The organism is Vitreimonas sp., assembly GCF_036392335.1.
Lineage (GTDB): Bacteria > Pseudomonadota > Alphaproteobacteria > Caulobacterales > Aquidulcibacteraceae > Vitreimonas.
Genome location: NZ_DASVYD010000036.1, coordinates 40,631 through 62,542 on the forward strand (window position 1 = coordinate 40,631; position 21,912 = coordinate 62,542).

Consider the following 21,912-nt stretch of genomic DNA (forward strand, 5'->3'; position numbering starts at 1 on the left):
TTTCTAGTACCGACCGAGACTTGGTTTCTGATTACTAAATACTCGATAGAAGTGTGCGAGGATTGCACTAATGAACGAGGAGCAACACCGCGAGAGCCACGGCGATCGAGGTCAGTTGCACGAAGCTTGAGATCGATGCCGCGTAGGGGCGGTCGCAACGGCTGATCCAAGCTTGCGCCGCGGTCGCGGCGGCTCTAGCCGCGCGCCGCGACAGATCCTGCCAACCTCCGTACACGCGCAACAAAAGCACGCCTGCCCAACGCCCCGCGCTCGCCAACGGCCCACGATAAAGGGCATCGATGTCCAACAACTGGATCGGAAGATCGCGTGGCATCACGGCGGTAACGCGAAACCCGATCGCCACGAGCCCCGCCACACCAAGCAGTTGCAATTGCGGGGCAAGACGGTCGAGTTCAAACGGCTGGAACGACAATTGCGCGGGCATGAGATCGTAGAGCCAACGCGGCGCCATGCCGACCGACAGACAGAAGAACGTCGCCAGCCCCGCGCCCAGCAACATTGGAAACGGCGCCTCGTTCATGCGCATCGGTCGCGGCAATGGGCGGTAGATTGACAGCGCCGGCCGCAGCGCCAAGCAAACAAAGGTCACTCCCGGCACGAATGCGGTCATCGCCCACAACCAGATCGTTTCCCACTGCGCGAAAGCTTCCAGCGCAACTGCATGCGTCGCGTAGAGCGCAAAGCCCGGCACGGCGGCAACGGCCAGACCAGCTCCGAGCAATAGAAAGGAAGTGAACGGCATGGCCCGCGAGAGCCCCACAAACCCGGAGATACGCGCAGCGCCGGTCCGATCGACGATGCCGCCGAGCGTGGCCTGATAGGCCACAAAGGCCAAGATCGCCGCAAACGACGCGCCCTCCGCGGCCGCCATCGCCAACGGCGACCCGTAGCCAATCAGCGCGACGCATATGCCAGTCTGCGCCGTCAGCGCGTAAGCGCCGGCGCGGCGCAGATCATCTTCCGCGGCGAGGTAGAATGCGCCGATGACGATCATGCCCGCGCCGATAAACATCAACACCGGCTCAGCCGGAAACAACCGCGCGAGCGCGTAGACGCCAAGCATTGTCGTCGTGGCCGACAGCGCCGCGGAGCCGACTGGCGAGGCGTGCGCCACGACATCCTTCAACCAAACATGCGCCATCGGCGCGCCGACCCGGATCAACAAGGCTGCGAAGATGAACGCACCGCCGAGGCTCGCGATTTCCATGCGCGCGAACACGGAGGCCTCGGCGCCTGCCGACAAATGCAGCGCCACGCCCACAAGGTACAACATGCCTTCCAGGCCGTGCCAGATGAGCAGGCGCGCGCCTGATCGGCTGGCGTCCTCCAGCGGGGAGCAAAACACCACCCATGAGGCTGCGAGGCCCGCCAAGGACGCGGCCGCCACGAAGCTGATCAGATCGCCTACGAACAGCGCCGACACTGCACCGCCAAACATCAATAGGATTGCGCTATCCTCGTAGCGATTAGGCCGCGCGCTCGCGTAGATCGAAATCGGGATAAGAGCGATAAGCAGCGCGATACCGAAGATGCGATTGAGGGCGTCAAGATTGAGCAGCACGACCGGCAGCCCCATCTGCGCCATCGCGGCCGCCGCGCCAAACTCGTGATCCAGCAAAAGCCACAGCGCGCCGATCGCTGCCGCCGCCATTGTCGGCGCACGCAACCCGCGCGGCGCGGCCAGCAACAAGAGCGCCGCCAAGATCGGCACAAACCCAGGATTAAGTGAGAGCGTCAGCATCGGCTTCGCCCCCCTTCTGCTCGGCAACAACAGGCGAGGTCTTTCGCGCCAGCAGCCAACGGGCGCTGCGCGCCGCGAGCACGACGAATATTGCCGCACTTGCGCCAATGGCCGCCGCGCCGCCCGACTGAGCGCCCACCCAAAAGCCGCCAAATCCGCGCAGAGAAAAGTCGAAGGCCAGACCGGTGATGGCCGCCACGCCGCAGACCAGCGTCGCAACGCCAAGCAGCCCGCCCTGAGACGGTGCGCGCGGGGTTCTCGTCATGATGCGGGCGTCCAAATCGGTGACAGGAATGAGGCCAATGGGTCGGCAAGCAGAAGAAGCAGAAGTGTGGCCGCCGCGCCCAGCACGACTGGCGCTGCAAGTAGGATTGAGGCGCCGTCTGGACGTTTGAATGCGTCGGTGGGCGCCCGCGCCGCCAGCGCGTGGGCGGCCAGCGGTCCGAGATGGGTGAAGGTCAAGATCGCCGCAATGCCAGCCAACGCCGCCGCCCATATCAACCCCGCACCAGCTGAGGCCGTGATCAACCAGAGCTTGGCCCAAGCGCCGGCGAACGGCGGCAGACCGATCATGCTTGCTGAGGCAATGGCAAATCCCGCGAAGGTCCACGGCATCACACGCCCAAGCCCAGCATAGTCCGCCACTTTCTCACGCGCAGTCACCGCCGCCGTCGTGCCCGCCGCCATCATCAGCGTCGCGGAGGCGCACGCAAACGCGACCACCTGCAATGCCGCGGCGAACAGCCCGGCTGGAAGCGCCAGCAATGTGCCCATCGTCACCGCCAACACCTGCGCCATCGCCGAATAGGCCAGACGCTCACGAATGTCCTGTCGCGACAGCGCGATCAGCGCTGCCGCGCACATCCCCACGCCAACAAGCACGATCAGCGCGCGCGTCGCGCTCTGCGCTTCATGCAAGGCTGGCCCGAACACGAACGCACCGATCTTCAACACGCCTATCGCACCGGCGGGCAGCACCGCGAGCGCCTGGATGGACACCAGCGCGGGGTAAGGGGCGCTGCTTGACGCCGCGAGCCAGCGGTGCAGTGGCGGCGTCGCCGCCATCGCGAGCCCCAGCACATAGAGCACGAGCAAGATATTGGCGGTCACCGCATCGACGCGCCCGGCCAACATCCCGCCTGCCTGAAATTCCAATGCTCCCGCCAGTGCGTAGGTCCACACCATCGCGGGCAGGAACAGACCGACAGAGGCGGTCAGCAAAGTCGCGAGAAAATCGCGAGCGGCCTTACGTGCGCCCTCATCGCCGCGATGCGCCACCAACGGAAACACAGCCAAGATGAGCGCCTGGTACGCGACGAAAAAGGTGAAGAGATTAGCGGAGAATGCGATCGCCATCGTCGCCGCGGCCGCGAGCGCCATGAACGCCATCAAGCGTGCAGGCGATCTTTCGTGCGTCGCACGTACGACGCCAGCCGAATGCGCCGCGTGCAGCACGCCAAGCAAAGCAAGCGTCGCCGCCATCAGCGCACCGAGGGGCTCGACCACGAACGCCAAGTCGACTTGCGGCAATGGCCGCGCCAACACGATCCGCGCCCCGCCGCCGTCGGCGACAACACCAACCAGATACAGCGCCGCGAGCGCCGTTGTGAGCGCGCCGGCGATGTGCGCCACGTCGCGCAGCCCGGGCGGCCGCGCCAGCGCGATCACCAGCAGCGCCTGCGCGACCGGCGCGACCAACACGATGAACAGGGCAAGCTCGGCCGTCATGGTGCGCCCGCCATCAAGGCCGCCGCGCCATCGGCCGCGCGCAGCAACCAGTCTGGCGCGAGGCCCAGCACAGTGGCGCACACGGAAGCAATCAGCAGCGGCGCGCCGGCGAAGCGCCATATTTCACTCGCGGTTTGGACCGCGCCGCTCACACGGCGGAAATACACCCGCTCAACCAGCCGACCCCCATAGAAAACGCCCGCCAACGAAGTGACGATCACCGCGCCAGCCGCCCACCACCACCCAGCGCCGACGCCAGCCTCCACGAGCCGCCACCGACCCAGGAAGCCGATTGTCAGCGGCGCCCCCATCAGACTGATCGCGCTTGCGGTGATCGCCGCGCTCGCCAGCGGCGACCGCCGACCCAATCCGTCCAGCGCCTCAAGCTTTGCAGCGCCGCCCGCGCCGAACGCCACGCCGCCGAGCAACGCCAGCGTCGTGACCAACATCGCAAGTGTCTGCACCACCGCTGCGGCAAACCCCGCCGGCGAGCCCAGCGCGGCGCAAAGCAGCGCTACGCCCGCTTGGGCGCTTCCCGCGTAGGCGGCCAAGCGCAGCACATTGCGCGCGCCGACGGCCTGCACCGATCCGATCACGACGCTCGACGCGCCGAGCATCGCCAGCGTGATCGAGACGCCTTCCCCGATTGCAGGAGCAGGCAGCGCGAACGACGCCAAGCGCACCACCACGCAAAGCGCGCCAATCGCCCCGATCCCGCCAAGCACTAGAACAGAAAGGCGCGAGGCGCGCCCGTATGCAGCGCCGATCCAGAAATTCAACGGCGCCACACCCGCTTTCAACGCGACCGACAAAAGCACCAGCCCAATTCCCGCCGCCGCCAGCCTCGGCGCCTCTATCTGCGTCATGGGCAAGACCGCGAGATCAGTCGCGCCAACGCCGTGATGCACAAGGCCCAGGCCCAGCAGGAACATGGCCGAAGATACGCCGCCAGCGACAAACATGCGGGAAGCGCCGTTCAGCGCGCCCCGCTCGGCGGACAAGGCAAGCAGGCCGACTGTTGCGAGCCACGCGAATTCAACGGCCGCAAAAATCCCCAACAGATCGCGGGCGAATAGCGCGCCAATCCACCCGCCGCCAGCGCACAGGCTGAGAGCGAGCGCGGTCGACGCAATCGGGGCCGGGAAATCGCGCAAGAAGGCGCCCGCGCCGACGACGACCAAGGCGAGCGCCACAGCTAGCAACGCCGCCGTGTAAATCGCGATGCCGTCCGCATAGAGCATGACGCCTTCGATCGTCGCGGTCAGCGGCTCCGCCGGCAGCAACGATCGCAGCGCGGCGTCCACCGCCACCAACGCCGCAGCCAACGCCGCCGTTGCCGCGACCGCCCATGCCGCACGGCTGGGCAGCAATATCGCCAAGGCTGCGCCGCACAGCGGTATGAGCATCGTCAACAAAGGCGCATGCAGCTGCGCGAGTGCCAGATATTGTGCAATCACGCCTTCGGCTCCGCAGGCTCGTCGACGTCATCAGCCTGATCGAACTCCGCAGCCTCAACGCCGCCATAAGCCTCCTGCAGCCGAACAGCCAGCGCGACGCCCATGGCAAGCTGGGCCAATGCGGCGCCCGCCCCCAACACGAGCACGGCGTGAGGTGCGCCAAGCGCTGCAAGCCCGCCCAGCGCGCCAAGACAGGCCAACACGACACCCACCACCCGCTTGATCACATTGGCGGATGTCCACGCCGTCACCGCACCCAACATCAGCAGGGCGACAGCAACGGCGAGCAGAAGCCGCGCGACGAGGGGATCAAGCGTCACCATTCGCCTTCCCGCAACGTCGGCGCTCGGCCGAACAACGACACAATCATCAGCGTCAATCCGCCGACCGTAATCGCAAACAAGCCCGCCTCCACCAGGCGCGGCGCGACCACAAGCCCCGGCAAGCCAACGCCAGCGCATGCTGTCGCGAGGCCCAGTGTCATCAGCACCCGGCACAACCAGGGTGGGAACGCGCGCCGGGCGGCGGCCGCGCCGAACACCAGCGCGTGAAGCGTCAAGGCCAAGGCAAAGACCAGGCCCGCGACAAAGCCAACGCCTGTGCCTGAGGGCGATCCCGCCAGCAAGCTCAAGGCGAAGAGCACGATCAACGGCCCGTACAGCCGCGCCGTCGCGGCGACCATGATGAAGGCGCCGGGCTTCATGGCTCCGCGTCCGCACTTTGCGGGCGCTGCAGCGCGCCACGCTCGCCATAGCCAAGCAATGCGATGAATGCGATCGCCGTAACGAAAACGAGGGGCGCCAGCCAGGCGCCGAGCGCGTCCGTTGTTTCCTCCGATCGCTGGCCGCCAACGCCAATTTCCGGCGTCGCCCACAATACGGCGAGTGCGACCGCAGCAGCCGCGCCAATGCTCAACCAGGGTCGCGCGCGGCGCTGCACCTTGGTCGTTCGCGAGCTAAGCAATACAAGCGCCAGCAGCATGATCGGAGCGAGGCCGGCGAAAAGCAGCACCGTAACCAGAGCTGCGCCGCCATTCCCAAGCAACGCCATCGCTCCCGCGGCCAGCGCGCCGCACGCGACGAGATACATGCACGTGACGAATAGCGCACGCGACAGCACCGCGCCGATACCGGCGGCGAACGCGGCCGCAAAAAATGCGAGCGCAATCCATGGCGCGATCTCGATCACGAGACATCACCTGTCGACACGCCCGAACCGGGTCGCGGCGCAATGTATTTCCCGGTGATCGGCGCCAACCCGCCCGCGTGCGCAGCGCTCGCAAACACATGCGACCAGAGCGGCCCAAGCGCCGCCAACAAAGCGCCCATTAGGGCCAGCTTGATCGCGAGACCGACGGTCGGCGCGCTGACCGTCAATCCAATCACGACAAGCACCGCACCAAGCGGATTCGCGACGGTCGCGCCGTGCAGACGCGTATAAATATCTGGAAAGCGCAGCACACCGATCGCGCCGCCGAGCATGAAAAGGAGACCGACAGTAACAGCCAAGCCGCCGAGGCCGAGCCGCGCCGCTTCAAATATCGCCGCCATCAGCTGTCATCTCCGGCCCGCACTAGCGGCGGTTGGAACGTCCGCGCGCGGAAGAATTTCAACACCGCGACGCTCACCGTCACCGCGACGAACACGAGCGCCAATGCCGCGTCCATGATCAGGGGCGCCTCCAGGAACACCGCTGCGCCGGCGCAGATCAGCGCAATCTCGATCAAGGCCAGCGCCGCGCACATGGCGCGATCATACAAGGATGGGCCCGAGACGAACCGCATCAGCGTCATCACCAGCGCAATGGCGGCGCCAAGGATTGCGATCAGCCCCATCATTCGCGGTCGCCGCCGCGCCGGCCGATGACCCGCGCCTCAAGGCGGCCGAGATCATCCGCATCGACCGCGTCTTCATTCAGCACGTGCACCAGTAATCCGTCGGGATCGGCGTCAACGACGGCCATACCTGGCGTTGCGCTGATCATCGCGCCAAACGCAGCGCGCTCTTCTTGCGCCCGCGCTCGCGATTTCACGCGCACGAGTGCGGGATTGAGCGTGACATCCGCGGCGATCGCGGCGCGGAGTGTCGCCAACGCGCCGCCAAGCACCGCGCCCATGCGCGAGGCAGCGCGCGTCAGCGCTGCGGGGAGTCTCGATATCGCACCGCTGACTCCGCCGGCGCGCCAGGCGAACAGCAGACACGCAAGCGCCGCCGCCACCGAGATCGCGAGATCCGCGTTGGTGCGCCAGCCGCCCGCCACAAGCAGCCAGATTATCCACAGACCCGTCAGCATGGACGCGGCGTGAAGCACGTTGAGCCTCCCTGCGCCGCCGGCGCGAAGGCTCAAACGATTAGCCGCTGGGCGACGGATTCGCCAGTTGTTGACCTGTGGCGGATCAGCCGTTGCGGCTCAGCAGCAACGCGGCGTTGCGCCGCGCGAGCGGCAGCTCCAGCGCGTCATCATCGAAGGCCAAACGCTGTAGATCCATCGCATCGGCCGTGAACGACCAATTCCAATACCGCACAACGGTCTGCGCCTTGGCGGTTGCCAAAGTGTCATACACGTATGCCGCGCGGCCCAACGGGTTGTCGGTCGTTTCGGGGTCGCCATAAGGTCGCCGCAGCGCGCGCCAGAGCGCGAGGAACAGCGGACGCTTCAGGCCGACCGCTTTGCAGAGCACGCCAATCGCCTCGCCGCCCGGGTCGGTAAATATTTGCTGCGCTGTCGTCGGCTTTATGCCGGCGAGGTGTGCGATCTCATGCAACAGGTGACGGTCGAGCCCATGCTCGGCAGCGGCGAGCGCGCCTTCGAGCGAACCATAAGGGCTTTGCGCCGCGGCCGCGCGATTGCGCTGGCGCCGCTCGACCACCTGCAGCGCCTTGCGTGTATCGGCGTCCGCCCAGCCTTCGGCCGCGGCCATTTTAAAGACATCGCCAAGCTCAACGATCAGGGCGCTGCGGTCGACGGCGAAGCGCCGCAGAATCTGCACGCGAGCTTCGAAATTAGACCACCAGAACAACACCAAGGCCTGTGTGGGCCTTAATTCTGTTCGGGCGACGAGTAGTTTCGGCAAACTTGCGGCTTGACGCGAGCGCGCGACGATCACGTCCACGCCTTGCATCGAGAGCTTTGTGTACTGATTTCGCAGCACTGCCTCTATGACCGCCACATCGCCCGTCTGAATGAGCGCGTCCGTAACCGATTCAGTGAGACCACGCCGGCGCGCAATGGCTGCCCAGTGCGCAGCGATGCCGGCGCGGATCGTGGCGATCAGGTCAGAATCATCGAAACCCACGCCGCCTTCAAGGAGTGGCCCGGCGACGCTGATCTCATCGCGCGCAAGATAGCGGAGCAGCGCTTTTGGCGCGTCTGCGATACGCACCAGGCCTTGCGCGCAGCGCTGGCGCATCTCCAGGTTCGCGGTGCGCAACAGACCAACGAGAATGTCCGCCGCCAATTGGCGTTCATAGGCCGGAATCCGACTTTCTGGCCACGACACCAGCTCGCACAGGCGCGTTAACAGCGCCAGGCGCGCCTTCGGCGTCTGCGGCTCGCTCAGTTCGAGCGGCGGCAGCACGCCGGAGAGTTCCGACCGGGGCTGATTCGCGGCAGGCATAACATCCGGAGTCAGCACGCGCGCCGCTAACCGCCCGTTAACGCACGCGCAGGCGCTGGACGTGGGTGAGCCCCCGCGCTTATTGCAGTCTGGATGGATCCAGCGGGCGGTCACGACCAAAACCGAGCCTCCGGCGGCGTGCCGGAGCTCGCAGTCTATTACACGCTTGTCGGGCTCTACTTCTTCGCTTTCGGGATGCAGTTCGTTCTGTTCCCGTCACTGGTCGCCTTCTATCTTGGCGCAACGCCCGAAGGCCTGGGCATCGCGCAATCCGCTCTCTCGGCGCCAATGTTTTGCTTGCTGTTGTTCGGCGGTCTCCTAGCTGAACGCGCGAAGGCCGGGCGGACACTCGCCCAGCTGCATCTCATCTTCGCTTTCGCGTCCATCGCGCTCAGCGCCATCGTGGCGCAAGGCGCGCTCAACTACCCCATTCTCATTGGCTACGCGATTTTGGTTGGCGGATGCGCGGCATTCATGATGCCGGTGCGTGATGCCGCACTCAACGGCGTCATCGCGCGCGAGGCGGAGCGCGGCCGCCATACGCCGATCGCCACTGCGGCTGCCACCACCACGGCCGTGCAAATCGGGGCGCAGATCGCGGGCATCCTGGTTGCGCGCTTCGCGGGCGCGTCGCCTGCCCCCTTCATCGCATTGCAGGCTGTCATATTAATCGCCGGCGCGGCGCTCTCTCTTGCCCTGCGGGCGCCAAAACCAACCGGACACGAACGCTCTTTAACGGGCGCACTGAACGACGTCCGCGAAGGCCTGAGCTACGCCTTCCGGAATCCGATCATGTCCTCGATGCTGATTTCCGCCGCTTATGTCGGCATCTTCGTCGTCGGGTCGTTTCAAGTGTTATTCCCGCTGATCGTTCGCGACGCCTATGGCGGCGACGCGCAAACGCAGCAGGCCCGGCTAGGGCTTCTCTTCGCCTGTTTTTGGGGCGCGTCGTTCGTGTCCGCCGTGCTGCTGAGCCGCCTGAAGCCACTGAAGCGTCCGGGACAAGCGATGCTGATCTCCCACATTATCAGCGCGCTCTCGTTAGCGAGCTTCGGATTCGACAAACCATTTTACGTATTCGCGTTGGTCGTCGCCCTCTGGGGCTTTGCCGCTGGAATCGCTATCTCGACCAGCCGCACCATCACACAGGGCGCTGCTGACCCGCGCTATCTGGGGCGCGTCTTGGCAGTGTACTCGATGGGGTTCATGGGCGGAGCGCCGATTGGCTCGATTGCCGTTGGCTTCGCCGCCGCGGAGTTCGGTTCGCGTGCGGCGGCGCTCATCCCAGGCGCGGGACTAGCGCTCGCCGCGATCGCGTTAGCTATAATGACGCCGCTTTGGCGCTTCAAGATCGCTTAGCGACCACGCACCGTACGCGGGGCGCGGGCGTTAAATTCTTCCACTTCCACAACCCAGGCATCGCGTGTGCCGTTCAATTGCGCCACGGCCGCGTTGTACGCCGCTTCCATCGCCGCAACGCGCGCACGCGCTGCTTCGACTTCCGAGCGACACTGGCCAAGCTTTGTCGTGCCGGCGCCATGCCATTCGCGGAATTGCGCATCAGCGCCCGTGATCGCATCGCGATCAGCCGTCGCGCCATCCGGCAGGGTTGGCGGGGCGGCAAAGCCAGTGCAGCTTTCCGGCAAGTCCGGCGTTTGCGCGAGGGCGGGCGACGCCATGAGCAGAGTGGCGGCAGCGGCGCCGATCAGAAACTTCATACCAAACCTCTCCATTGAAGGATCGCCTTCTATAGCCCTCGCGCGCCGCATGTGCGAGCCAAACGCGGCCAAAATGCGGTCACGAAAAGCTCATTCCAAACGGAAAGGCGCGACCATCCGATACCGACCCACGACCGGCTCTCCGTTGCGGGTCGCGGGGACCATCTGGTAGTCGCGCGATATGCGAAGCGCCGCTTCGGCAAAACCCCAATTCTGGGGTGTTTCGGAAACGACTACGCAGCTGAGCCTCCCCGTCGTGGCGACCAGACAATCAAGCACCACTTGGCCCTCCACCCCGCGCTCCATCGCCCGGCGGGGATAATAGCGCGCGAGATCGCGCGGCCGGCGCGTCCAATGCGGATCGGAAATCATTGGCGGGCCGAGATTGGGTCCGCCGACCACTGGCTCGGTCGATATCTCCTCGACACGCACCATCTCGTCATACGTCATGTCAGTGGGCGCGAACGGCGCGTCCACCGGCGGCGCGGCCTGTGTTTGAGGCGTGACCGGCGGCGGTGCCGGCGGTTCGATCGGCGGCATCATGTCGATCGGCGCCGGCGCCGGCGGCATGGGCAGGATGAAATTCGAGAAGGTCGCGGTGAGGGCCGCGATCGCAGCGACGCTCATCACCCCAGCTGCGGCGGCGAACGAGGTCGCGCGCACGCCCATTGCATGCTCCATGATTGCCTCCCTTATATGCGCCGATCGAAACGCCGACGTCCGTAAGAGGCTCACTCGCCTACGCGCCACACTCAATTCACAGGCGCGAGAACGCGATCACATGCGCGTGCTTCAGTCCGCCAACTGCGCAAACACACCTACCCTCTCGAAGCCGTCATTCTGCAATTGGTCAATAACAGCGACGACGTGCGCATACGAGATCTCGAGATCAGCGCGCACGAAGACGCGCGCTTCCGCGCGTATCGCGCCTTCGCCTAGATCGTCTCTCTGCGTTGAAACATGCCGCAGAATAGCGTCGTTGAGCTCATCCCACGCCACTTCATATCCATCGAGGAGCAAGCGCGCGCCGCCATCCGCATTAGGCGCAATGTCGACGATCGTGGGCGCGATATCGAGCGGAACGGACCGCCCGCTGCTCGGCAGATCAAGACGCAAGTCCGTTGTGGGTTTCGGCGCCGTCACCATGAAGATAATCAGCAGCACCAGCAGCACGTCGATGAAGGGAATGACATTCGGCTCCGCAGCCGGACTCATGCGCCGCGCACGCGCACGCGGTAGTGTGGCGATCGCCATGTTTGCCTCCCATGCGCCGCGTCTACGCGCAGCGTCCATCGCGAAGGCTCCCACGAGTTGCGATGCATCCCAATTCACACGCGCGCGATCTTGATCACGCTTCCGGGATCAGCGCGTTGAGAACGGCACGACCATCCGATATCGCCCGCGCACCGGCGCGCCATCGCGCATCGCCGGCTGCATCACGTGCGCGCGCGCCAACGCAAGCGCGGCCTCCCCAAATCCTTGATCGCCAGGATTCTCGCTTGCGACTTCGCAGGAAAGCCGACCATCGATCTCAACGAGGCAATCGAGTTCTACGCGCCCCTCAATGCCGCGCATGAACGCGCCGCGTGGATAGAAGCGCTCCGGATTGGACGGTCGCGCGATCCAGATCGGATCGACAATCAGCAGCTCCGCTTCAGCTTGCGCCGGTGCAGGTGGTCCGGGTTGCGGCGGCGCTACCCTTTCGGGCGTTGGCGTCACACGCGGCTCCTCACGGCGCGGCGGCGGCTCGAGCGTCGGGACGTCGCTCCCTGCACGCACGATCTCACTTACGACCGGCGCAACATCCGATGTCGCATCGCGCATCATCACGAAGCGCGCGCTGAACACGGCGACCAGGACGGCGGCGACGAGCAGCGTCGCCCCCGCCAGCGCCGTCAAACGTGTTCGCCAATGAGCCACAATCACGCGGCCTAAGCCGGAAAGCCGGCAAGAAAAAGGGCCGCCGGATCGCTCCGACGGCCCCGTTCAACTTCCTGTCGAGATCAGTCTGGCAACACCCACCGGATCGTTCGACGAATGCGGCCCCCCGAAGTGGGCTGACCATCCCGCGTCGCCGGAGCGACCCGGAAGTGGCGCGACACGCGCAGGGTGGCTTCACCGAAGCCCCAGCCAGGCGGATCCTCGCTGGTGATCGTGCACGACAGACGACCGTCCGCGCCCACAATACACTCGACGGTGGCGCGACCTTCCTGACCACGCTCCTGAGCACGCTCAGGATAGTAGCGGGCGAAGTCACGCGCGTCCGGTTGCTCGGTGAACACCGCGTTGGTGATGACCGACGGCGTCGGCGGCGCTGGCGGCGGGTCGACCGCGACCGGGATCGGCGTCGGCGTCGGAGGCGCAGACAGATCCGGCGGCGGCACGCGCTGCTCAGGCGGCGGAGGCGGCGGCGGACGATCCGGCGGCGGAGGCGGAGGTGGAGGCGGCTTTTCCTCCTCCTCAATTTCCACCTTCACGGCGTCCTGTTCTTCAAAAAGGTCCGTGATCGCCGAGAACTTCTGGTTCACGGCCATCCACACCAACGTGATGCAGATCAGCGCGGCAAGGCCGAGCGAGGCTAAACGAAGAGGCACCATAGTCTTACCCCTCGCTTGCCAGTTCGGCGAAGATGCCCACTTTGACGAACCCAGCTTCTTGAAGCTGACTCATCACGTCGACAACGTTGCCATACGCAGTGCTCTGATCGGCGCGCACAAAGATGCGTGCTTCCGCATAAATGTCCTGAATATTCAGGGCCGGATTATTGCGGATCGCATGCTCCAGCGTGACGTCGCCGAGTTGCGACATCTGCACGACCTGTTCGTCCACGAAGACTTCCATGCCGGCCGCGCCCTCGCGAATGCCCACGACCGTCGGGTTCAAACCCTGGAGTCTGATCGGCACCGGATTCGGGGGCGGCAAATCAACGCGAATATCGACGGTCGGAATCGGCGCCGTCACCATGAAGATGATCAGCAGCACGAGCAGAATGTCGATGAACGGGATGACGTTCGGCTCGGAAACCGGGCCACCCTTGTTACCACCTACTTTGGCTCCCATGACCTACCTCCGCCGATCTTCGGCGACGAGGCCGATCTTGGTGAAGCCCTTGTCCTGGAGCCGGTTCATCACGCGCACCACATTGCGATACGCGAGAGTTCCGTCAGCACGGATGTAGATGCGCTGATCCCGAATCTCATCATCGTTGCCGGCGATGGTCGGGGTGTTCGCCTGAACCGCTTCATACGTGCGTTCGCCGAGATCGTTGATGTTGACCTCATCGTTCATCACGTACACGTGCAAGCCGGCAGCATCCTCGTTCACCGAAATCCAGGTCGGACGCGGCGGACGCTGAGACGGCATAATGCGCGCCTCTGGCATTTCCACTTGAATATCCACGCTCGAAATCGGCGCGGCGATCATGAAGATGATCAGCAGCACGAGCATGATGTCGATGAACGGGATCACGTTGGGATCCGCGTTGACATCCAGCCCTTTGCCGCTGCCACCTCCTCCTACTTTACCCGCCATTGGGGGTCCTCCAATGCTCGGTTAAAGCTCAACCAGCGCGGCGGTCCATGTCGCGCGAAACCAGCGCGATGAACTCGGACGCGAAGTCGTCGAGCTTCGTACCTTGCTTGGAGATTTGCTTGGCGGCGAAGTTGTAGATGAGCACGGCCGGGATAGCGGCGGCCAGACCAGCGGCGGTGGCGAGCAGCGCGCCGGCGATACCCGGGGCGACGACGGCCAGCGACGTGGTTTGGGTCTTAGCGATGCCGACGAAGGCCACCATGATGCCCCACACCGTACCGAACAGACCGATAAACGGCGCGTTGGCGCCGATCGACGCGAGGAAGGTCATCGACGAGCCGAGGTCGTCCAGGTGCTCGTTTTGGCGCGTCGCCATCGCGGCGCTGACGCGCTGCATGGTGTGATCGCGCGCATCGCGCATCGTGTAGAGGCCGAGGTCTTGCGTGCGGCGGACTTCCGCCATGCCAGCGTCAAACATCGACTTGATGCCCGAGTTCGGCAGCTTGCGGACGATGGCTTCAGCCTCTTCCACCGAGTTCGCCTTGCGGAACGCGGCGAGGAATTCTTTCGTTTGGCCGGAAGCCTTGCGCATGACGTAAATCTTCTCGAACAGCAGCGCGACGGCATAGATCGCGCAGAGGCCGAGGATCACCATGACGCCCATTTCAACACCGTTGAGGTGTTGAAGCAGTTCCATCATCGACACTTCTTGCTGGCCCGCGGCTTCAGCGGCCGCCTCGGCGCCACGTTGCTTGGCTTCTTCAAGTTCCGCCGCTGAGGTCGGAGCGGCCGGGACCGGCGCCGGCGCGGGAGTCGCGCCTTCAGCCGCCGGAGCGGCGCTCTGCTGCGCGAACGTCAGCAAGGAATTCATCAACGTCATAATCTGCCCTTTTGCCTGCCCTGAAATCTGATCTCGGCGGGCCGTACACAGCAGAAGCGCCGCGTCCCGTCCCACCCCGGTTTGGTTTTGCGTGTTTGGCGAAGGTCGCGATCAGGCCCCTCGAAAACGGGGTTCGATGCGCTTCCTCCCACCATAACCGGTCCGGGCCGCCGCTTTTCGCGGTCTGTACTCCCAGGCGGCTGACGACGCCGGCGCCTAAATTTTCGGAAATGGCGCCCTTGTCAACGTCCTCCACGCAGTGGGCGATCTTCTTAGAACGCCCTCCCCCAAGCCTCCGCCTGATGCACCGAGCGCGCCAAGCTCGGCAACCAAAACTTTCGTGAACGTCACGTGTTCCCGAAACGAACCGTCCCATTCTGGGCTTTGCCGCGCTTTTGAGCGGAAATATCTGCTAAAGCAGCACAAAGTCAGGAGATTACCGCCAATGGCCATGGCCGCCCACGAACTGGAGGCCCTCTTGCGGGAGGGCTTTCCAGACGCCGAAATCACCGTTGAGGACCTTGCCGGCGACGGCGATCACTATCGCGCGATCATCCGTTCCGGCGCCTTCGCCGGCAAATCCCGTGTCGCTCAGCACCAGATGGTCTATGCCGCCCTCAAGGGCAGGATGGGTGGTGAGCTTCACGCGCTTGCCCTGGACACCGCGCCGAAGGCTTGATGCCCACCCCGCGCAGCCTTACCTCCGCGCCAGGAGTTCTTATGACCGACGCCCTCGACACCATCCGCCAGACTGTTGCCGACCATGACGTCGTGCTCTTCATGAAAGGCACGGCCGATCAACCAGCGTGCGGCTTCTCCAATCAAGTCGTCCGCATCCTCGATCACATGGGCGTCGACTATGTCGACGTGAACGTGCTTGCCGACGACGACATTCGCCAAGGCGTGAAGGATTTCGCCAACTGGCCGACCATTCCGCAGCTCTACGTGAAGGGCGAATTCGTCGGCGGCTGCGACATCGTCCGAGAGATGTTCCAGACCGGCGAACTACGCGCGCTCTTCGACGAGAAGCTCGGCGTCGCGTCCTAAGCGACGGTCTTCTCCGGCCGCGCCGTTACAGCAAGATCGAGCTTGACCAGCGCCCCGTCGCGCAACACCTCCAGCGCGACGCGTTTGCCGATGCGCTCACGCGTCAGCAGCTTGTGCACCGCATCCACGGTGGGCGTTGCAAACCCTTCAAGCTTCAACACCACGTCGCCTACGCGGAGGCCCGCGGCTTCGGCGGGGCCGCCTGGACTGACCGCAACCACCAACACGCCGCCCTCAACGCCCAAGCCCAAGCGCCGCACCAGCGCGCGCGATAATTCTTGCGATTGGCCGGCGATGCCAAACCACCCGCGCGTCACCCGCCCATCGCGCATCAGGTCGGGAATGATTGATTTCGCCGTATTGCTCGGCACAGCAAAGCAAATGCCCTGCGCACCGCCGATGATCGCCGTGTTGATCCCGACAACCGCGCCGCGCGCATCCACCAACGCACCGCCGGAATTACCGGGATTGAGCGCCGCATCCGTCTGGATGACATCCTCGATCAGACGTCCACTTTCACCTCGCAAGGTTCGGCGCAGCGCCGAAATCACGCCGACTGTCACCGTCGCCTGCAGTCCAAGCGGGTTGCCGATGGCAATTGAAAGCTCGCCGACCCGCAACGCATCGCTATCGCCAAGCTCCGCCGTGTGATGCCCCCGCCCGCTCAAGCGCAACAGCGCAAGATCGGTATCCGGGTCAGTCCCGACAATCTCCGCCGGCGCGACGCTGCCGTCGTGCAACACGCCCTCGACACGGCCCGCCCCGCGGACCACATGATTGTTCGTCAGCGCATAACCGTCCGGGGAGATGATTACACCGGAGCCCGCGCCATCATACAAGTCGCGCGCACGGCTCGTGCGCCGAACACTGATGACCGCGGGCCCAATATCGTCGACCACCCGGATGATGGTTTCGGAAAAACTGTCTCGCGGGCCTCGCGCCGGCGGCGCCGAGACAAAATCAGAGCGCTTGCGACTGAACATGGTCAGAGAGGTAGGAAGGCTTGCACAGTCCCGCTAGCCCCGCGCGCCGCGGCGCCCTACATGCACAACATGGACTCTCCCGCGCCGCAGCAACGCTTTGATTTTCTTGCCTGGCTGCGAAATTCCTTCCTCGCTGGCGTCGCCGTCGTTCTCCCGTTCGTGATCACGATTTGGGTGATCTGGATGGTCGTGACCTTCATCGACAACAACGTCGAGCCGCTCGTTCCCGACCAACTCGCTTTCCTAAAGACCTTCCCGGGCGGCGGCCTTCTGCTTGCACTTACGGCGCTGACACTCGTCGGTGCGCTCGCCAGCAATTTCATTGGCCGCTGGAGCGTCGGCGCCGCCGATAAAGCCATCGCCAATCTGCCGCTCGTGCGCTCGATCTATGGCGGCGCAAAGCAAGTGTTCAAGCAAGTCGCAGCGCCGGAACGCACCTCGTTCAAACAAGCGGTGCTGGTCGAATTCCCGATGCCGGGCTCATATGCGCTCGGCTTCATCACCAATGAAGACACCACCGAGGTCGCCGCCGACATCGGCCAAGACCTCGTCGCCGTGTATGTCCCGCAAGCGCCGATCCCAACCTCCGGCTTCTTGCTCTACCTGCCGCGCACAGCACTGAAGCCGATCACCCTGCCGCCAGAGGATGCACTGAAGCGCGTGATTTCCCTCGGCATCATCCGCGACGCCGATAGCGCGCCGCCCTCGTTGCCCGGCAAGTGATCCAGGCTAGGCGTGGTGAAGCGGTGCGACGCCTGCCTGCGGCGCGGTGGCCCGGAGTCTGTCCGCCCGAAGCGATGCGTCCTTGCCGCGCAGACTCCGTGTCGACCGGCCAATTCTCCGCTCGACTGACTGGAGCGTCCTGAGAACGAGGGAATGCTGCAATTCTGATCGCGCGATCAGAAACGCAAGACCGAGCTTGCTCATCCCCGCCCGGCCTTCGGGCCATTTGGTCATGATGCCCCGCCAGAACATCAGCGATGATCGGGAGAGCGGCTTACGATACGCCAACTCATTGAAGCTGGGCACATGTTGCGTCACGGGCAGCGTGCTGCCCGATGTCACGAACAATTCGAGCCCACTGCGCAGACATTTTTCACACCTGCCGCAATTCTCGCCACTGCGCGGGCGCGTGCAGACCGCCAGGTTGGCGACCAAGTCTGGCCGATGCGCCAGCAGACGCACTTTTTCCAAACGCTCAAACGCACCGCCATAATTGATCGCCTCGAAGCCAGACGACGATAGAAGCGGGTTCGTGGCGTGGTTATTGCCCCAGGGGCCGAGCGCGACTTCGTCGCGATGGAAATGATCCGCCGCCAACACACAGCCTTCATAGGCGCCGTTTAGGCAATGTGCGGCAGCCAGGATGCCTAGCGGGTGCTCGATGTCGAAATCCCGGCAAAACTCGCGCCAATTCGTCCTGCAAACGAGATGAGAGACGCCGATGACCTCAGCGATACGTGCTGCGCGCCCACGAAGCGCCGGCGCCCACGCGGGATCGTGGCGCGCATCGCTCCATTCCATGAGAAAGGCGCACGCCGGCTTCCGGCTGGTGCGACCATCCGCACCTTCGGAATTGCGCATCAGGCTGAAGACGCTGTCGACGCCCCCTGAGAGCGCAAACGCATACGCCCCTCCCGGATCGCCGACGCGCGGCTCCAAGTCCTCGTCCGCGCTCACTTCGATCTGCTTGAACAGATCCGGCCTGTAGGCCGCCCACAATTCACTGAATTTCTCTGCGTTTGCGAGCAAGCGCTGGTCCACGCGACCTTGCACGTGCACTCGTCCGCCGCGCTGCATCGCGTAACTCAGGGCGCCGAGCAGTGCGTAATCGTCATTCCGAGGCTCCGGCGCCGCGCCCGACCATTCATAGGAAATCGGAATCGCTTCGCCTTGAATGTGAATCTCAAGCCGAGAGCCGGCCCTGACGGGCTTGACGATGGTCTGCAGGGGCATCCGTTTTGCCTAGCACCGCGACCACCCGTGACGAGTTAAACAACAGTAAAGTCCGTCGGCTTCCAACTCACCCGGGGATAGGTCGGCGCCATATCCGCAAGCGTACCGTGCACAATGGCGGCAATCATTGCATTCCGCCGCCATTTCTTATCCGCTGGGATAACGCGCCACGGCGCGTGCGCCGTCGAACAACGATCCAGCAGCGTCTCATACGCGCTCTGGTACTCATCCCAGAGTTTGCGATCCTCCAGGTCACCGGCATTGAACTTCCAATTCTTCTCCGGTCTGTCCAGGCGCTCCTGCAAGCGTTCGCGTTGCTCATCTTTCGAGATGTGCAACATGAATTTGAGGATCACGACGCCGTTTTCACTGAGGTGTTTCTCGAACGCGTTGATCTGCGCGTAGCGCTGCTCGATCGTCTCACTTGGCGCCAGCCCGCGCACTTTCACGACCAGCACGTCCTCATAGTGCGAGCGATTGAAAACGCCGATCATGCCCTTCTTCGGCACGGCGGCATGCACGCGCCAGAGGTAGTCGTGCGCAAGCTCCTCTTCGGTTGGCTTGCCGAACGCGGTCACCGAAACCCCCAGCGGCCCGCACTGATTGAATACGCCGCGCACCGTGCCGTCCTTGCCCGACGTGTCGATCCCTTGCAGCACCACAAGCAGCGACCGCGACCGCTCCGCCCATAACCGATCCTGCAGGTCATTGATCGCCTTCGCGCAATCCTTCAGCGCCGCCTCCGCGGCGTCGCGATCTGCAAACAGATGGTCACAGACCGTGTCGCGCTCTTTGAGTTTCGACTTTTCGCCGGGCTCCACGCGCACAGCCGCGTCGATCGCTTTCCAATCATGGGTCATCTGGGCAGTAGGCAATGGGCAGTGGGCGGTAGGCAAGAGCGACGGCGCAAAAAGAAACGGCGGCGCTTTCGCGCCGCCGCCCCTAATGCCTATTGCGGAATGTCTACTGCCTTACGACGCGTAGTATTCGACGACCAGGTTCGGTTCCATTTGGACCGGGTACGGCACGTCGGCCAGAACCGGCACGCGCTGATAGCGCGCAATCATGCCCTTCGGATCGACTTCGAGGTAATCTGGCGTCTCGCGCTCACCGCTTTGGAGAGCTTCGAGCACCAGCGCCATCGAGCGGGCTTTGTCGCGCACTTCGATCACGTCGCCGACCTTCACGAGGTAGGACGGGATCGTCACGCGACGGCCGTTCACCTTCACATGGCCGTGGTTCACGAACTGACGCGCCGAGAATACGGTCGGCGTGAACTTCGCACGATACACCACCGCATCGAGACGGCTCTCGAGCAGACCAATAAGGTTTTCTGCCGTGTTGCCCTTGCGGCGCGCGGCTTCTTCATAGGTCTTGCGGAACTGCTTTTCGGTGATGTTGCCGTAGTACAGGCGCAGCTTCTGCTTGGCGACCAGCTGGAGGCCGAAGTCAGAGGTCTTGCCCTTGCGGCGCTGGCCGTGTTGGCCCGGTCCGTACTGGCGCTTGTTGACTGGAGATTTCGGACGGCCCCAGAGGTTCTGGCCGAAACGGCGGTCCGACTTGTATTTGGCTTGAATACGCTTCGTCATGCGCGGTGAGCGCCTTCTTCTTCTGACGGGGACCGGCGATCTCACAAACGAGATCGCGACTGCCCTGGCGGTTGCCCGTCACCCAGCATAACCCGCCCCCGGAATGACCCAGGGCGCGGGAAAGCGGGGCTTTTGGCGGAAGGCCCGCCTCAAGTCAACCGGATCAAGGCGACTCTGGCGCCTCCAATTCGGCCAGGGTCCGGAGCAGGATTTGGTCATAGCCGATCCGCCAGCCCTCGGCCTGAAGCACCCAGATCCGACAATAATAGCCCGCGCCGCCCTCCCAGCGGGCCTGGCCCAGCGTGAACACCATGTCGCCGTTGGCGCTGGCCTCAATCACCTGCGGCGGACTGAACTGGACGGCTCCGGAACCCGCAAGCGCGGAAACCGCCTCCCGCGTCCGTGCAGTCGGCTGGTTGTCGCGGTTCATCCGACCATCGGCGGCGAACACGGCCTCATAGGCCTCGCCAGCGTTCTCAGCCGCGGCCTCCGCCAGCCCCGCCTCCCGCGCGCGCACAGATTCGATGGCCGCTTCAGCCGAACCCGCCCCGCGCGCCCCGATAGTCAGGGCTTCTACGTCAGCGTTGGCGTCCACGCGCGTCGGCGTGGTCTGGTTCGTGCCGCCATCATAAATCCATTTCCACGAACCATCCGCCTGGCGACGCCATACGGTGAAATACTGGCCGAAGGCAGCGTCGCCGCCATTGTACGGCCCGGTGGTGAAGCCGAAATCGCCGCCCATAGAGATGCCCGCGAACTCGGGTCCCCAAGTCAGCGACGTATCTCCACGGTTCGCTGGATCGATACTGGCAAGCGACTGGTGTGCGTTCACCGGCCCCGCCTGCAACACGATGGCGTCGCTGGTCGAGTGCGCCTCGAACGCCTCAACCCAGCCGCGCCGCCCCGCTTCCGCCGCAAACGCGCGCTCCGCCGCCACGACCGGCGCGATGTCAGGCTGTGTCCGGGTTTCGGACGAGCACGCGGCGGCAAAGGCGAGAAGCGACAGAATGAGATAACGCATGCGCTAACGCCGCCTCGCCCCGCCCTCCAAGTCAACCCCTTTCGCACGTCTCACGCGGCGGGCGCGACAGACGGCGCACGAGTCTTAACGCTTCAGCAACCAGCCGGCGCAGAGTCTGTAATAAGGGAGTCCGTCGGTGCCCATTGTTCTGCGCCACAATGAAAAGCTGGAGCTCAATCAGATCCAGTACAGCGGCTCAGTCACCCTGGCCGAACTGACAGCGCTTGCTGAATTTCAAGCCGCGAACCCGACTTGGCTCACATTTGACTCGCTCGCGATCGTCGCGCCTGGGGCTAATTTTCATACGGTGGACAAGTCCGCTCTCGACGCGCTCTACGCCAAATACGCCGAACTCTTCGCCTCGATGCACTTTCTCATCCTACGCCGTTCGGCATGGATTTGCCAAAGCGCGGAGGCGGAGGAGCACGTGCGCTATTGGCTGGGGGATCGCGATATGCGGGACGCCGTGTCGAGCGACGTACGTCGCTTCGATGGCTTCGCCGAGGCGGCCGATTGGCTGGTGCTCAGTCCGAGCGCTACCGCGACACTCGAACGTGGCGATGGCTTCGCGGAGATTTTTCGCGCACACATCCCGCCGATGCGCGGCTTCTCGCGTTAACAATC

Annotated in this window: 29 protein-coding genes; 5 read left to right on the forward strand and 24 right to left on the reverse strand. The window is 64.3% G+C overall.

Annotated elements, in window-relative coordinates:
- Nucleotides 1-67: 67 nt before the first annotated feature.
- From VF769_RS08495 to VF769_RS08545, 11 genes are all read right to left on the reverse strand, one after another.
- Nucleotides 68-1,762 (reverse strand): proton-conducting transporter membrane subunit, encoded by a 1,695-nt coding sequence (locus VF769_RS08495; protein WP_331007961.1) that lies wholly within the window; start codon nucleotides 1,760-1,762, stop codon nucleotides 68-70.
- Nucleotides 1,743-2,027 (reverse strand): hypothetical protein, encoded by a 285-nt coding sequence (locus tag VF769_RS08500; RefSeq protein ID WP_331007962.1) that lies wholly within the window; start codon nucleotides 2,025-2,027, stop codon nucleotides 1,743-1,745. Before VF769_RS08500 ends, VF769_RS08495 begins: the two co-directional genes overlap by 20 nt.
- Nucleotides 2,024-3,490, reverse strand: a complete 1,467-nt coding sequence (locus tag VF769_RS08505) for a proton-conducting transporter membrane subunit (protein ID WP_331007963.1) — start codon at nucleotides 3,488-3,490, stop codon at nucleotides 2,024-2,026. Before VF769_RS08505 ends, VF769_RS08500 begins: the two co-directional genes overlap by 4 nt.
- Nucleotides 3,487-4,947 (reverse strand): proton-conducting transporter membrane subunit, encoded by a 1,461-nt coding sequence (locus VF769_RS08510; protein ID WP_331007964.1) that lies wholly within the window; start codon nucleotides 4,945-4,947, stop codon nucleotides 3,487-3,489. Before VF769_RS08510 ends, VF769_RS08505 begins: the two co-directional genes overlap by 4 nt.
- Entirely contained in the window at nucleotides 4,944-5,267 is a 324-nt protein-coding gene (locus tag VF769_RS08515; protein ID WP_331007965.1) for a hypothetical protein, read from the reverse strand. The genes VF769_RS08510 and VF769_RS08515 overlap by 4 nt, the downstream gene beginning before the upstream one ends.
- On the reverse strand, nucleotides 5,264-5,650 hold the full coding sequence (locus tag VF769_RS08520) for an MnhB domain-containing protein (protein ID WP_331007966.1): 387 nt from the start codon (nucleotides 5,648-5,650) through the stop codon (nucleotides 5,264-5,266). The genes VF769_RS08515 and VF769_RS08520 overlap by 4 nt, the downstream gene beginning before the upstream one ends.
- Nucleotides 5,647-6,135: a hypothetical protein gene (locus VF769_RS08525; RefSeq protein WP_331007967.1), complete on the reverse strand. Its 489-nt coding sequence runs from the start codon at nucleotides 6,133-6,135 to the stop codon at nucleotides 5,647-5,649. Before VF769_RS08525 ends, VF769_RS08520 begins: the two co-directional genes overlap by 4 nt.
- The gene (mnhG, locus tag VF769_RS08530; RefSeq protein ID WP_331007968.1) at nucleotides 6,132-6,497 is read right to left on the reverse strand and encodes a monovalent cation/H(+) antiporter subunit G; all 366 of its coding nucleotides are present in this window, start codon (nucleotides 6,495-6,497) and stop codon (nucleotides 6,132-6,134) included. Before mnhG ends, VF769_RS08525 begins: the two co-directional genes overlap by 4 nt.
- Nucleotides 6,497-6,784: a hypothetical protein gene (locus VF769_RS08535; RefSeq protein ID WP_331007969.1), complete on the reverse strand. Its 288-nt coding sequence runs from the start codon at nucleotides 6,782-6,784 to the stop codon at nucleotides 6,497-6,499. The genes mnhG and VF769_RS08535 overlap by 1 nt, the downstream gene beginning before the upstream one ends.
- Complete coding sequence (locus VF769_RS08540) at nucleotides 6,781-7,257, reverse strand: Na+/H+ antiporter subunit E (protein WP_331007970.1); 477 nt, start codon at nucleotides 7,255-7,257, stop codon at nucleotides 6,781-6,783. Before VF769_RS08540 ends, VF769_RS08535 begins: the two co-directional genes overlap by 4 nt.
- Before the next feature lie 85 nt (nucleotides 7,258-7,342).
- On the reverse strand, nucleotides 7,343-8,563 hold the full coding sequence (locus VF769_RS08545) for a DUF2336 domain-containing protein (protein WP_331007971.1): 1,221 nt from the start codon (nucleotides 8,561-8,563) through the stop codon (nucleotides 7,343-7,345).
- Nucleotides 8,564-8,656: 93 nt separating this feature from the next.
- Here VF769_RS08545 and VF769_RS08550 point away from each other — a divergent pair, with 93 nt between their 5' ends.
- Nucleotides 8,657-9,922 (forward strand): MFS transporter, encoded by a 1,266-nt coding sequence (locus VF769_RS08550; protein ID WP_331007972.1) that lies wholly within the window; start codon nucleotides 8,657-8,659, stop codon nucleotides 9,920-9,922.
- Here VF769_RS08550 and VF769_RS08555 read toward each other — a convergent pair.
- The 8 genes from VF769_RS08555 to VF769_RS08590 all read right to left on the reverse strand — a co-directional run bounded on the left by VF769_RS08555 (nucleotide 9,919) and on the right by VF769_RS08590 (nucleotide 14,692).
- On the reverse strand, nucleotides 9,919-10,281 hold the full coding sequence (locus tag VF769_RS08555; protein ID WP_331007973.1) for a hypothetical protein: 363 nt from the start codon (nucleotides 10,279-10,281) through the stop codon (nucleotides 9,919-9,921). The genes VF769_RS08550 and VF769_RS08555 overlap by 4 nt on opposite strands.
- 90 nt (nucleotides 10,282-10,371) lie before the next feature.
- Nucleotides 10,372-10,962, reverse strand: a complete 591-nt coding sequence (locus tag VF769_RS08560; RefSeq protein WP_331007974.1) for an energy transducer TonB — start codon at nucleotides 10,960-10,962, stop codon at nucleotides 10,372-10,374.
- A 111-nt stretch (nucleotides 10,963-11,073) separates the two neighbouring features.
- Nucleotides 11,074-11,535, reverse strand: coding sequence for a biopolymer transporter ExbD (locus VF769_RS08565; protein ID WP_331007975.1), 462 nt, complete (start codon nucleotides 11,533-11,535; stop codon nucleotides 11,074-11,076).
- 108 nt (nucleotides 11,536-11,643) lie between these two features.
- Nucleotides 11,644-12,180 carry an energy transducer TonB gene (locus VF769_RS08570; RefSeq protein ID WP_331007976.1) on the reverse strand — a complete coding sequence of 179 codons (537 nt, stop codon included), beginning with the start codon at nucleotides 12,178-12,180 and terminating at the stop codon, nucleotides 11,644-11,646.
- Nucleotides 12,181-12,284: 104 nt separating this feature from the next.
- Nucleotides 12,285-12,878, reverse strand: coding sequence for an energy transducer TonB (locus tag VF769_RS08575; protein WP_331007977.1), 594 nt, complete (start codon nucleotides 12,876-12,878; stop codon nucleotides 12,285-12,287).
- Nucleotides 12,879-12,882: 4 nt separating this feature from the next.
- Nucleotides 12,883-13,341: a biopolymer transporter ExbD gene (locus VF769_RS08580; protein ID WP_331007978.1), complete on the reverse strand. Its 459-nt coding sequence runs from the start codon at nucleotides 13,339-13,341 to the stop codon at nucleotides 12,883-12,885.
- 3 nt (nucleotides 13,342-13,344) lie between these two features.
- Nucleotides 13,345-13,812 carry a biopolymer transporter ExbD gene (locus VF769_RS08585; protein WP_331007979.1) on the reverse strand — a complete coding sequence of 156 codons (468 nt, stop codon included), beginning with the start codon at nucleotides 13,810-13,812 and terminating at the stop codon, nucleotides 13,345-13,347.
- 28 nt (nucleotides 13,813-13,840) lie between these two features.
- Nucleotides 13,841-14,692 (reverse strand): MotA/TolQ/ExbB proton channel family protein, encoded by an 852-nt coding sequence (locus tag VF769_RS08590; protein WP_331007980.1) that lies wholly within the window; start codon nucleotides 14,690-14,692, stop codon nucleotides 13,841-13,843.
- A 445-nt stretch (nucleotides 14,693-15,137) separates the two neighbouring features.
- Here VF769_RS08590 and VF769_RS08595 point away from each other — a divergent pair, with 445 nt between their 5' ends.
- Nucleotides 15,138-15,371 carry a BolA family transcriptional regulator gene (locus VF769_RS08595; protein ID WP_331007981.1) on the forward strand — a complete coding sequence of 78 codons (234 nt, stop codon included), beginning with the start codon at nucleotides 15,138-15,140 and terminating at the stop codon, nucleotides 15,369-15,371.
- Nucleotides 15,372-15,412: 41 nt separating this feature from the next.
- Entirely contained in the window at nucleotides 15,413-15,739 is a 327-nt protein-coding gene (gene grxD, locus VF769_RS08600) for a Grx4 family monothiol glutaredoxin (RefSeq protein ID WP_331007982.1), read from the forward strand.
- Here grxD and VF769_RS08605 read toward each other — a convergent pair.
- Complete coding sequence (locus VF769_RS08605; RefSeq protein ID WP_331007983.1) at nucleotides 15,736-16,722, reverse strand: S1C family serine protease; 987 nt, start codon at nucleotides 16,720-16,722, stop codon at nucleotides 15,736-15,738. The genes grxD and VF769_RS08605 overlap by 4 nt on opposite strands.
- A gap of 60 nt (nucleotides 16,723-16,782) precedes the next feature.
- Here VF769_RS08605 and VF769_RS08610 point away from each other — a divergent pair, with 60 nt between their 5' ends.
- Entirely contained in the window at nucleotides 16,783-17,445 is a 663-nt protein-coding gene (locus tag VF769_RS08610; RefSeq protein WP_331007984.1) for a DUF502 domain-containing protein, read from the forward strand.
- Between the two features lie 6 nt (nucleotides 17,446-17,451).
- Here VF769_RS08610 and VF769_RS08615 read toward each other — a convergent pair whose 3' ends face one another.
- From VF769_RS08615 to VF769_RS08630, 4 genes are all read right to left on the reverse strand, one after another.
- The gene (locus tag VF769_RS08615) at nucleotides 17,452-18,678 is read right to left on the reverse strand and encodes a hypothetical protein (RefSeq protein WP_331007985.1); all 1,227 of its coding nucleotides are present in this window, start codon (nucleotides 18,676-18,678) and stop codon (nucleotides 17,452-17,454) included.
- A gap of 35 nt (nucleotides 18,679-18,713) precedes the next feature.
- A complete protein-coding gene (locus VF769_RS08620; protein ID WP_331007986.1) occupies nucleotides 18,714-19,538 on the reverse strand; it encodes a polyphosphate kinase 2 family protein in 825 nt (274 codons plus the stop codon).
- Between the two features lie 111 nt (nucleotides 19,539-19,649).
- Nucleotides 19,650-20,267: a 30S ribosomal protein S4 gene (gene rpsD, locus VF769_RS08625; protein WP_331007987.1), complete on the reverse strand. Its 618-nt coding sequence runs from the start codon at nucleotides 20,265-20,267 to the stop codon at nucleotides 19,650-19,652.
- 163 nt (nucleotides 20,268-20,430) lie between these two features.
- A complete protein-coding gene (locus VF769_RS08630; protein ID WP_331007988.1) occupies nucleotides 20,431-21,288 on the reverse strand; it encodes a DUF4440 domain-containing protein in 858 nt (285 codons plus the stop codon).
- A 136-nt stretch (nucleotides 21,289-21,424) separates the two neighbouring features.
- Here VF769_RS08630 and VF769_RS08635 point away from each other — a divergent pair, with 136 nt between their 5' ends.
- A complete protein-coding gene (locus VF769_RS08635) occupies nucleotides 21,425-21,907 on the forward strand; it encodes a hypothetical protein (protein WP_331007989.1) in 483 nt (160 codons plus the stop codon).
- Nucleotides 21,908-21,912: the final 5 nt, after the last annotated feature.

Excerpts from the sequence above, each read along its gene's own strand:
- VF769_RS08565 (WP_331007975.1), bottom strand. The coding sequence starts at position 11,535 with ATGGCGATCGCCACACTACCGCGTGCGCGTGCGCGGCGCATGAGTCCG.
- mnhG (WP_331007968.1), bottom strand. The coding sequence starts at position 6,497 with ATGGCGGCGATATTTGAAGCGGCGCGGCTCGGCCTCGGCGGCTTGGCT.
- VF769_RS08520 (WP_331007966.1), bottom strand. The coding sequence starts at position 5,650 with ATGAAGCCCGGCGCCTTCATCATGGTCGCCGCGACGGCGCGGCTGTAC.
- VF769_RS08585 (WP_331007979.1), bottom strand. The coding sequence starts at position 13,812 with ATGGCGGGTAAAGTAGGAGGAGGTGGCAGCGGCAAAGGGCTGGATGTC.
- VF769_RS08590 (WP_331007980.1), bottom strand. The coding sequence starts at position 14,692 with ATGACGTTGATGAATTCCTTGCTGACGTTCGCGCAGCAGAGCGCCGCT.
- VF769_RS08535 (WP_331007969.1), bottom strand. The coding sequence starts at position 6,784 with ATGATGGGGCTGATCGCAATCCTTGGCGCCGCCATTGCGCTGGTGATG.
- VF769_RS08615 (WP_331007985.1), bottom strand. The coding sequence starts at position 18,678 with ATGCCCCTGCAGACCATCGTCAAGCCCGTCAGGGCCGGCTCTCGGCTT.
- VF769_RS08575 (WP_331007977.1), bottom strand. The coding sequence starts at position 12,878 with ATGGTGCCTCTTCGTTTAGCCTCGCTCGGCCTTGCCGCGCTGATCTGC.
- grxD (WP_331007982.1), top strand. The coding sequence starts at position 15,413 with ATGACCGACGCCCTCGACACCATCCGCCAGACTGTTGCCGACCATGAC.
- VF769_RS08620 (WP_331007986.1), bottom strand. The coding sequence starts at position 19,538 with ATGACCCATGATTGGAAAGCGATCGACGCGGCTGTGCGCGTGGAGCCC.
- VF769_RS08560 (WP_331007974.1), bottom strand. The coding sequence starts at position 10,962 with ATGGAGCATGCAATGGGCGTGCGCGCGACCTCGTTCGCCGCCGCAGCT.
- VF769_RS08505 (WP_331007963.1), bottom strand. The coding sequence starts at position 3,490 with ATGACGGCCGAGCTTGCCCTGTTCATCGTGTTGGTCGCGCCGGTCGCG.
- VF769_RS08500 (WP_331007962.1), bottom strand. The coding sequence starts at position 2,027 with ATGACGAGAACCCCGCGCGCACCGTCTCAGGGCGGGCTGCTTGGCGTT.
- VF769_RS08630 (WP_331007988.1), bottom strand. The coding sequence starts at position 21,288 with ATGCGTTATCTCATTCTGTCGCTTCTCGCCTTTGCCGCCGCGTGCTCG.
- VF769_RS08580 (WP_331007978.1), bottom strand. The coding sequence starts at position 13,341 with ATGGGAGCCAAAGTAGGTGGTAACAAGGGTGGCCCGGTTTCCGAGCCG.
- rpsD (WP_331007987.1), bottom strand. The coding sequence starts at position 20,267 with ATGACGAAGCGTATTCAAGCCAAATACAAGTCGGACCGCCGTTTCGGC.
- VF769_RS08555 (WP_331007973.1), bottom strand. The coding sequence starts at position 10,281 with ATGAAGTTTCTGATCGGCGCCGCTGCCGCCACTCTGCTCATGGCGTCG.
- VF769_RS08550 (WP_331007972.1), top strand. The coding sequence starts at position 8,657 with ATGGATCCAGCGGGCGGTCACGACCAAAACCGAGCCTCCGGCGGCGTG.
- VF769_RS08545 (WP_331007971.1), bottom strand. The coding sequence starts at position 8,563 with ATGCCTGCCGCGAATCAGCCCCGGTCGGAACTCTCCGGCGTGCTGCCG.
- VF769_RS08495 (WP_331007961.1), bottom strand. The coding sequence starts at position 1,762 with ATGCTGACGCTCTCACTTAATCCTGGGTTTGTGCCGATCTTGGCGGCG.
- VF769_RS08595 (WP_331007981.1), top strand. The coding sequence starts at position 15,138 with ATGGCCATGGCCGCCCACGAACTGGAGGCCCTCTTGCGGGAGGGCTTT.
- VF769_RS08610 (WP_331007984.1), top strand. The coding sequence starts at position 16,783 with ATGCACAACATGGACTCTCCCGCGCCGCAGCAACGCTTTGATTTTCTT.
- VF769_RS08605 (WP_331007983.1), bottom strand. The coding sequence starts at position 16,722 with ATGTTCAGTCGCAAGCGCTCTGATTTTGTCTCGGCGCCGCCGGCGCGA.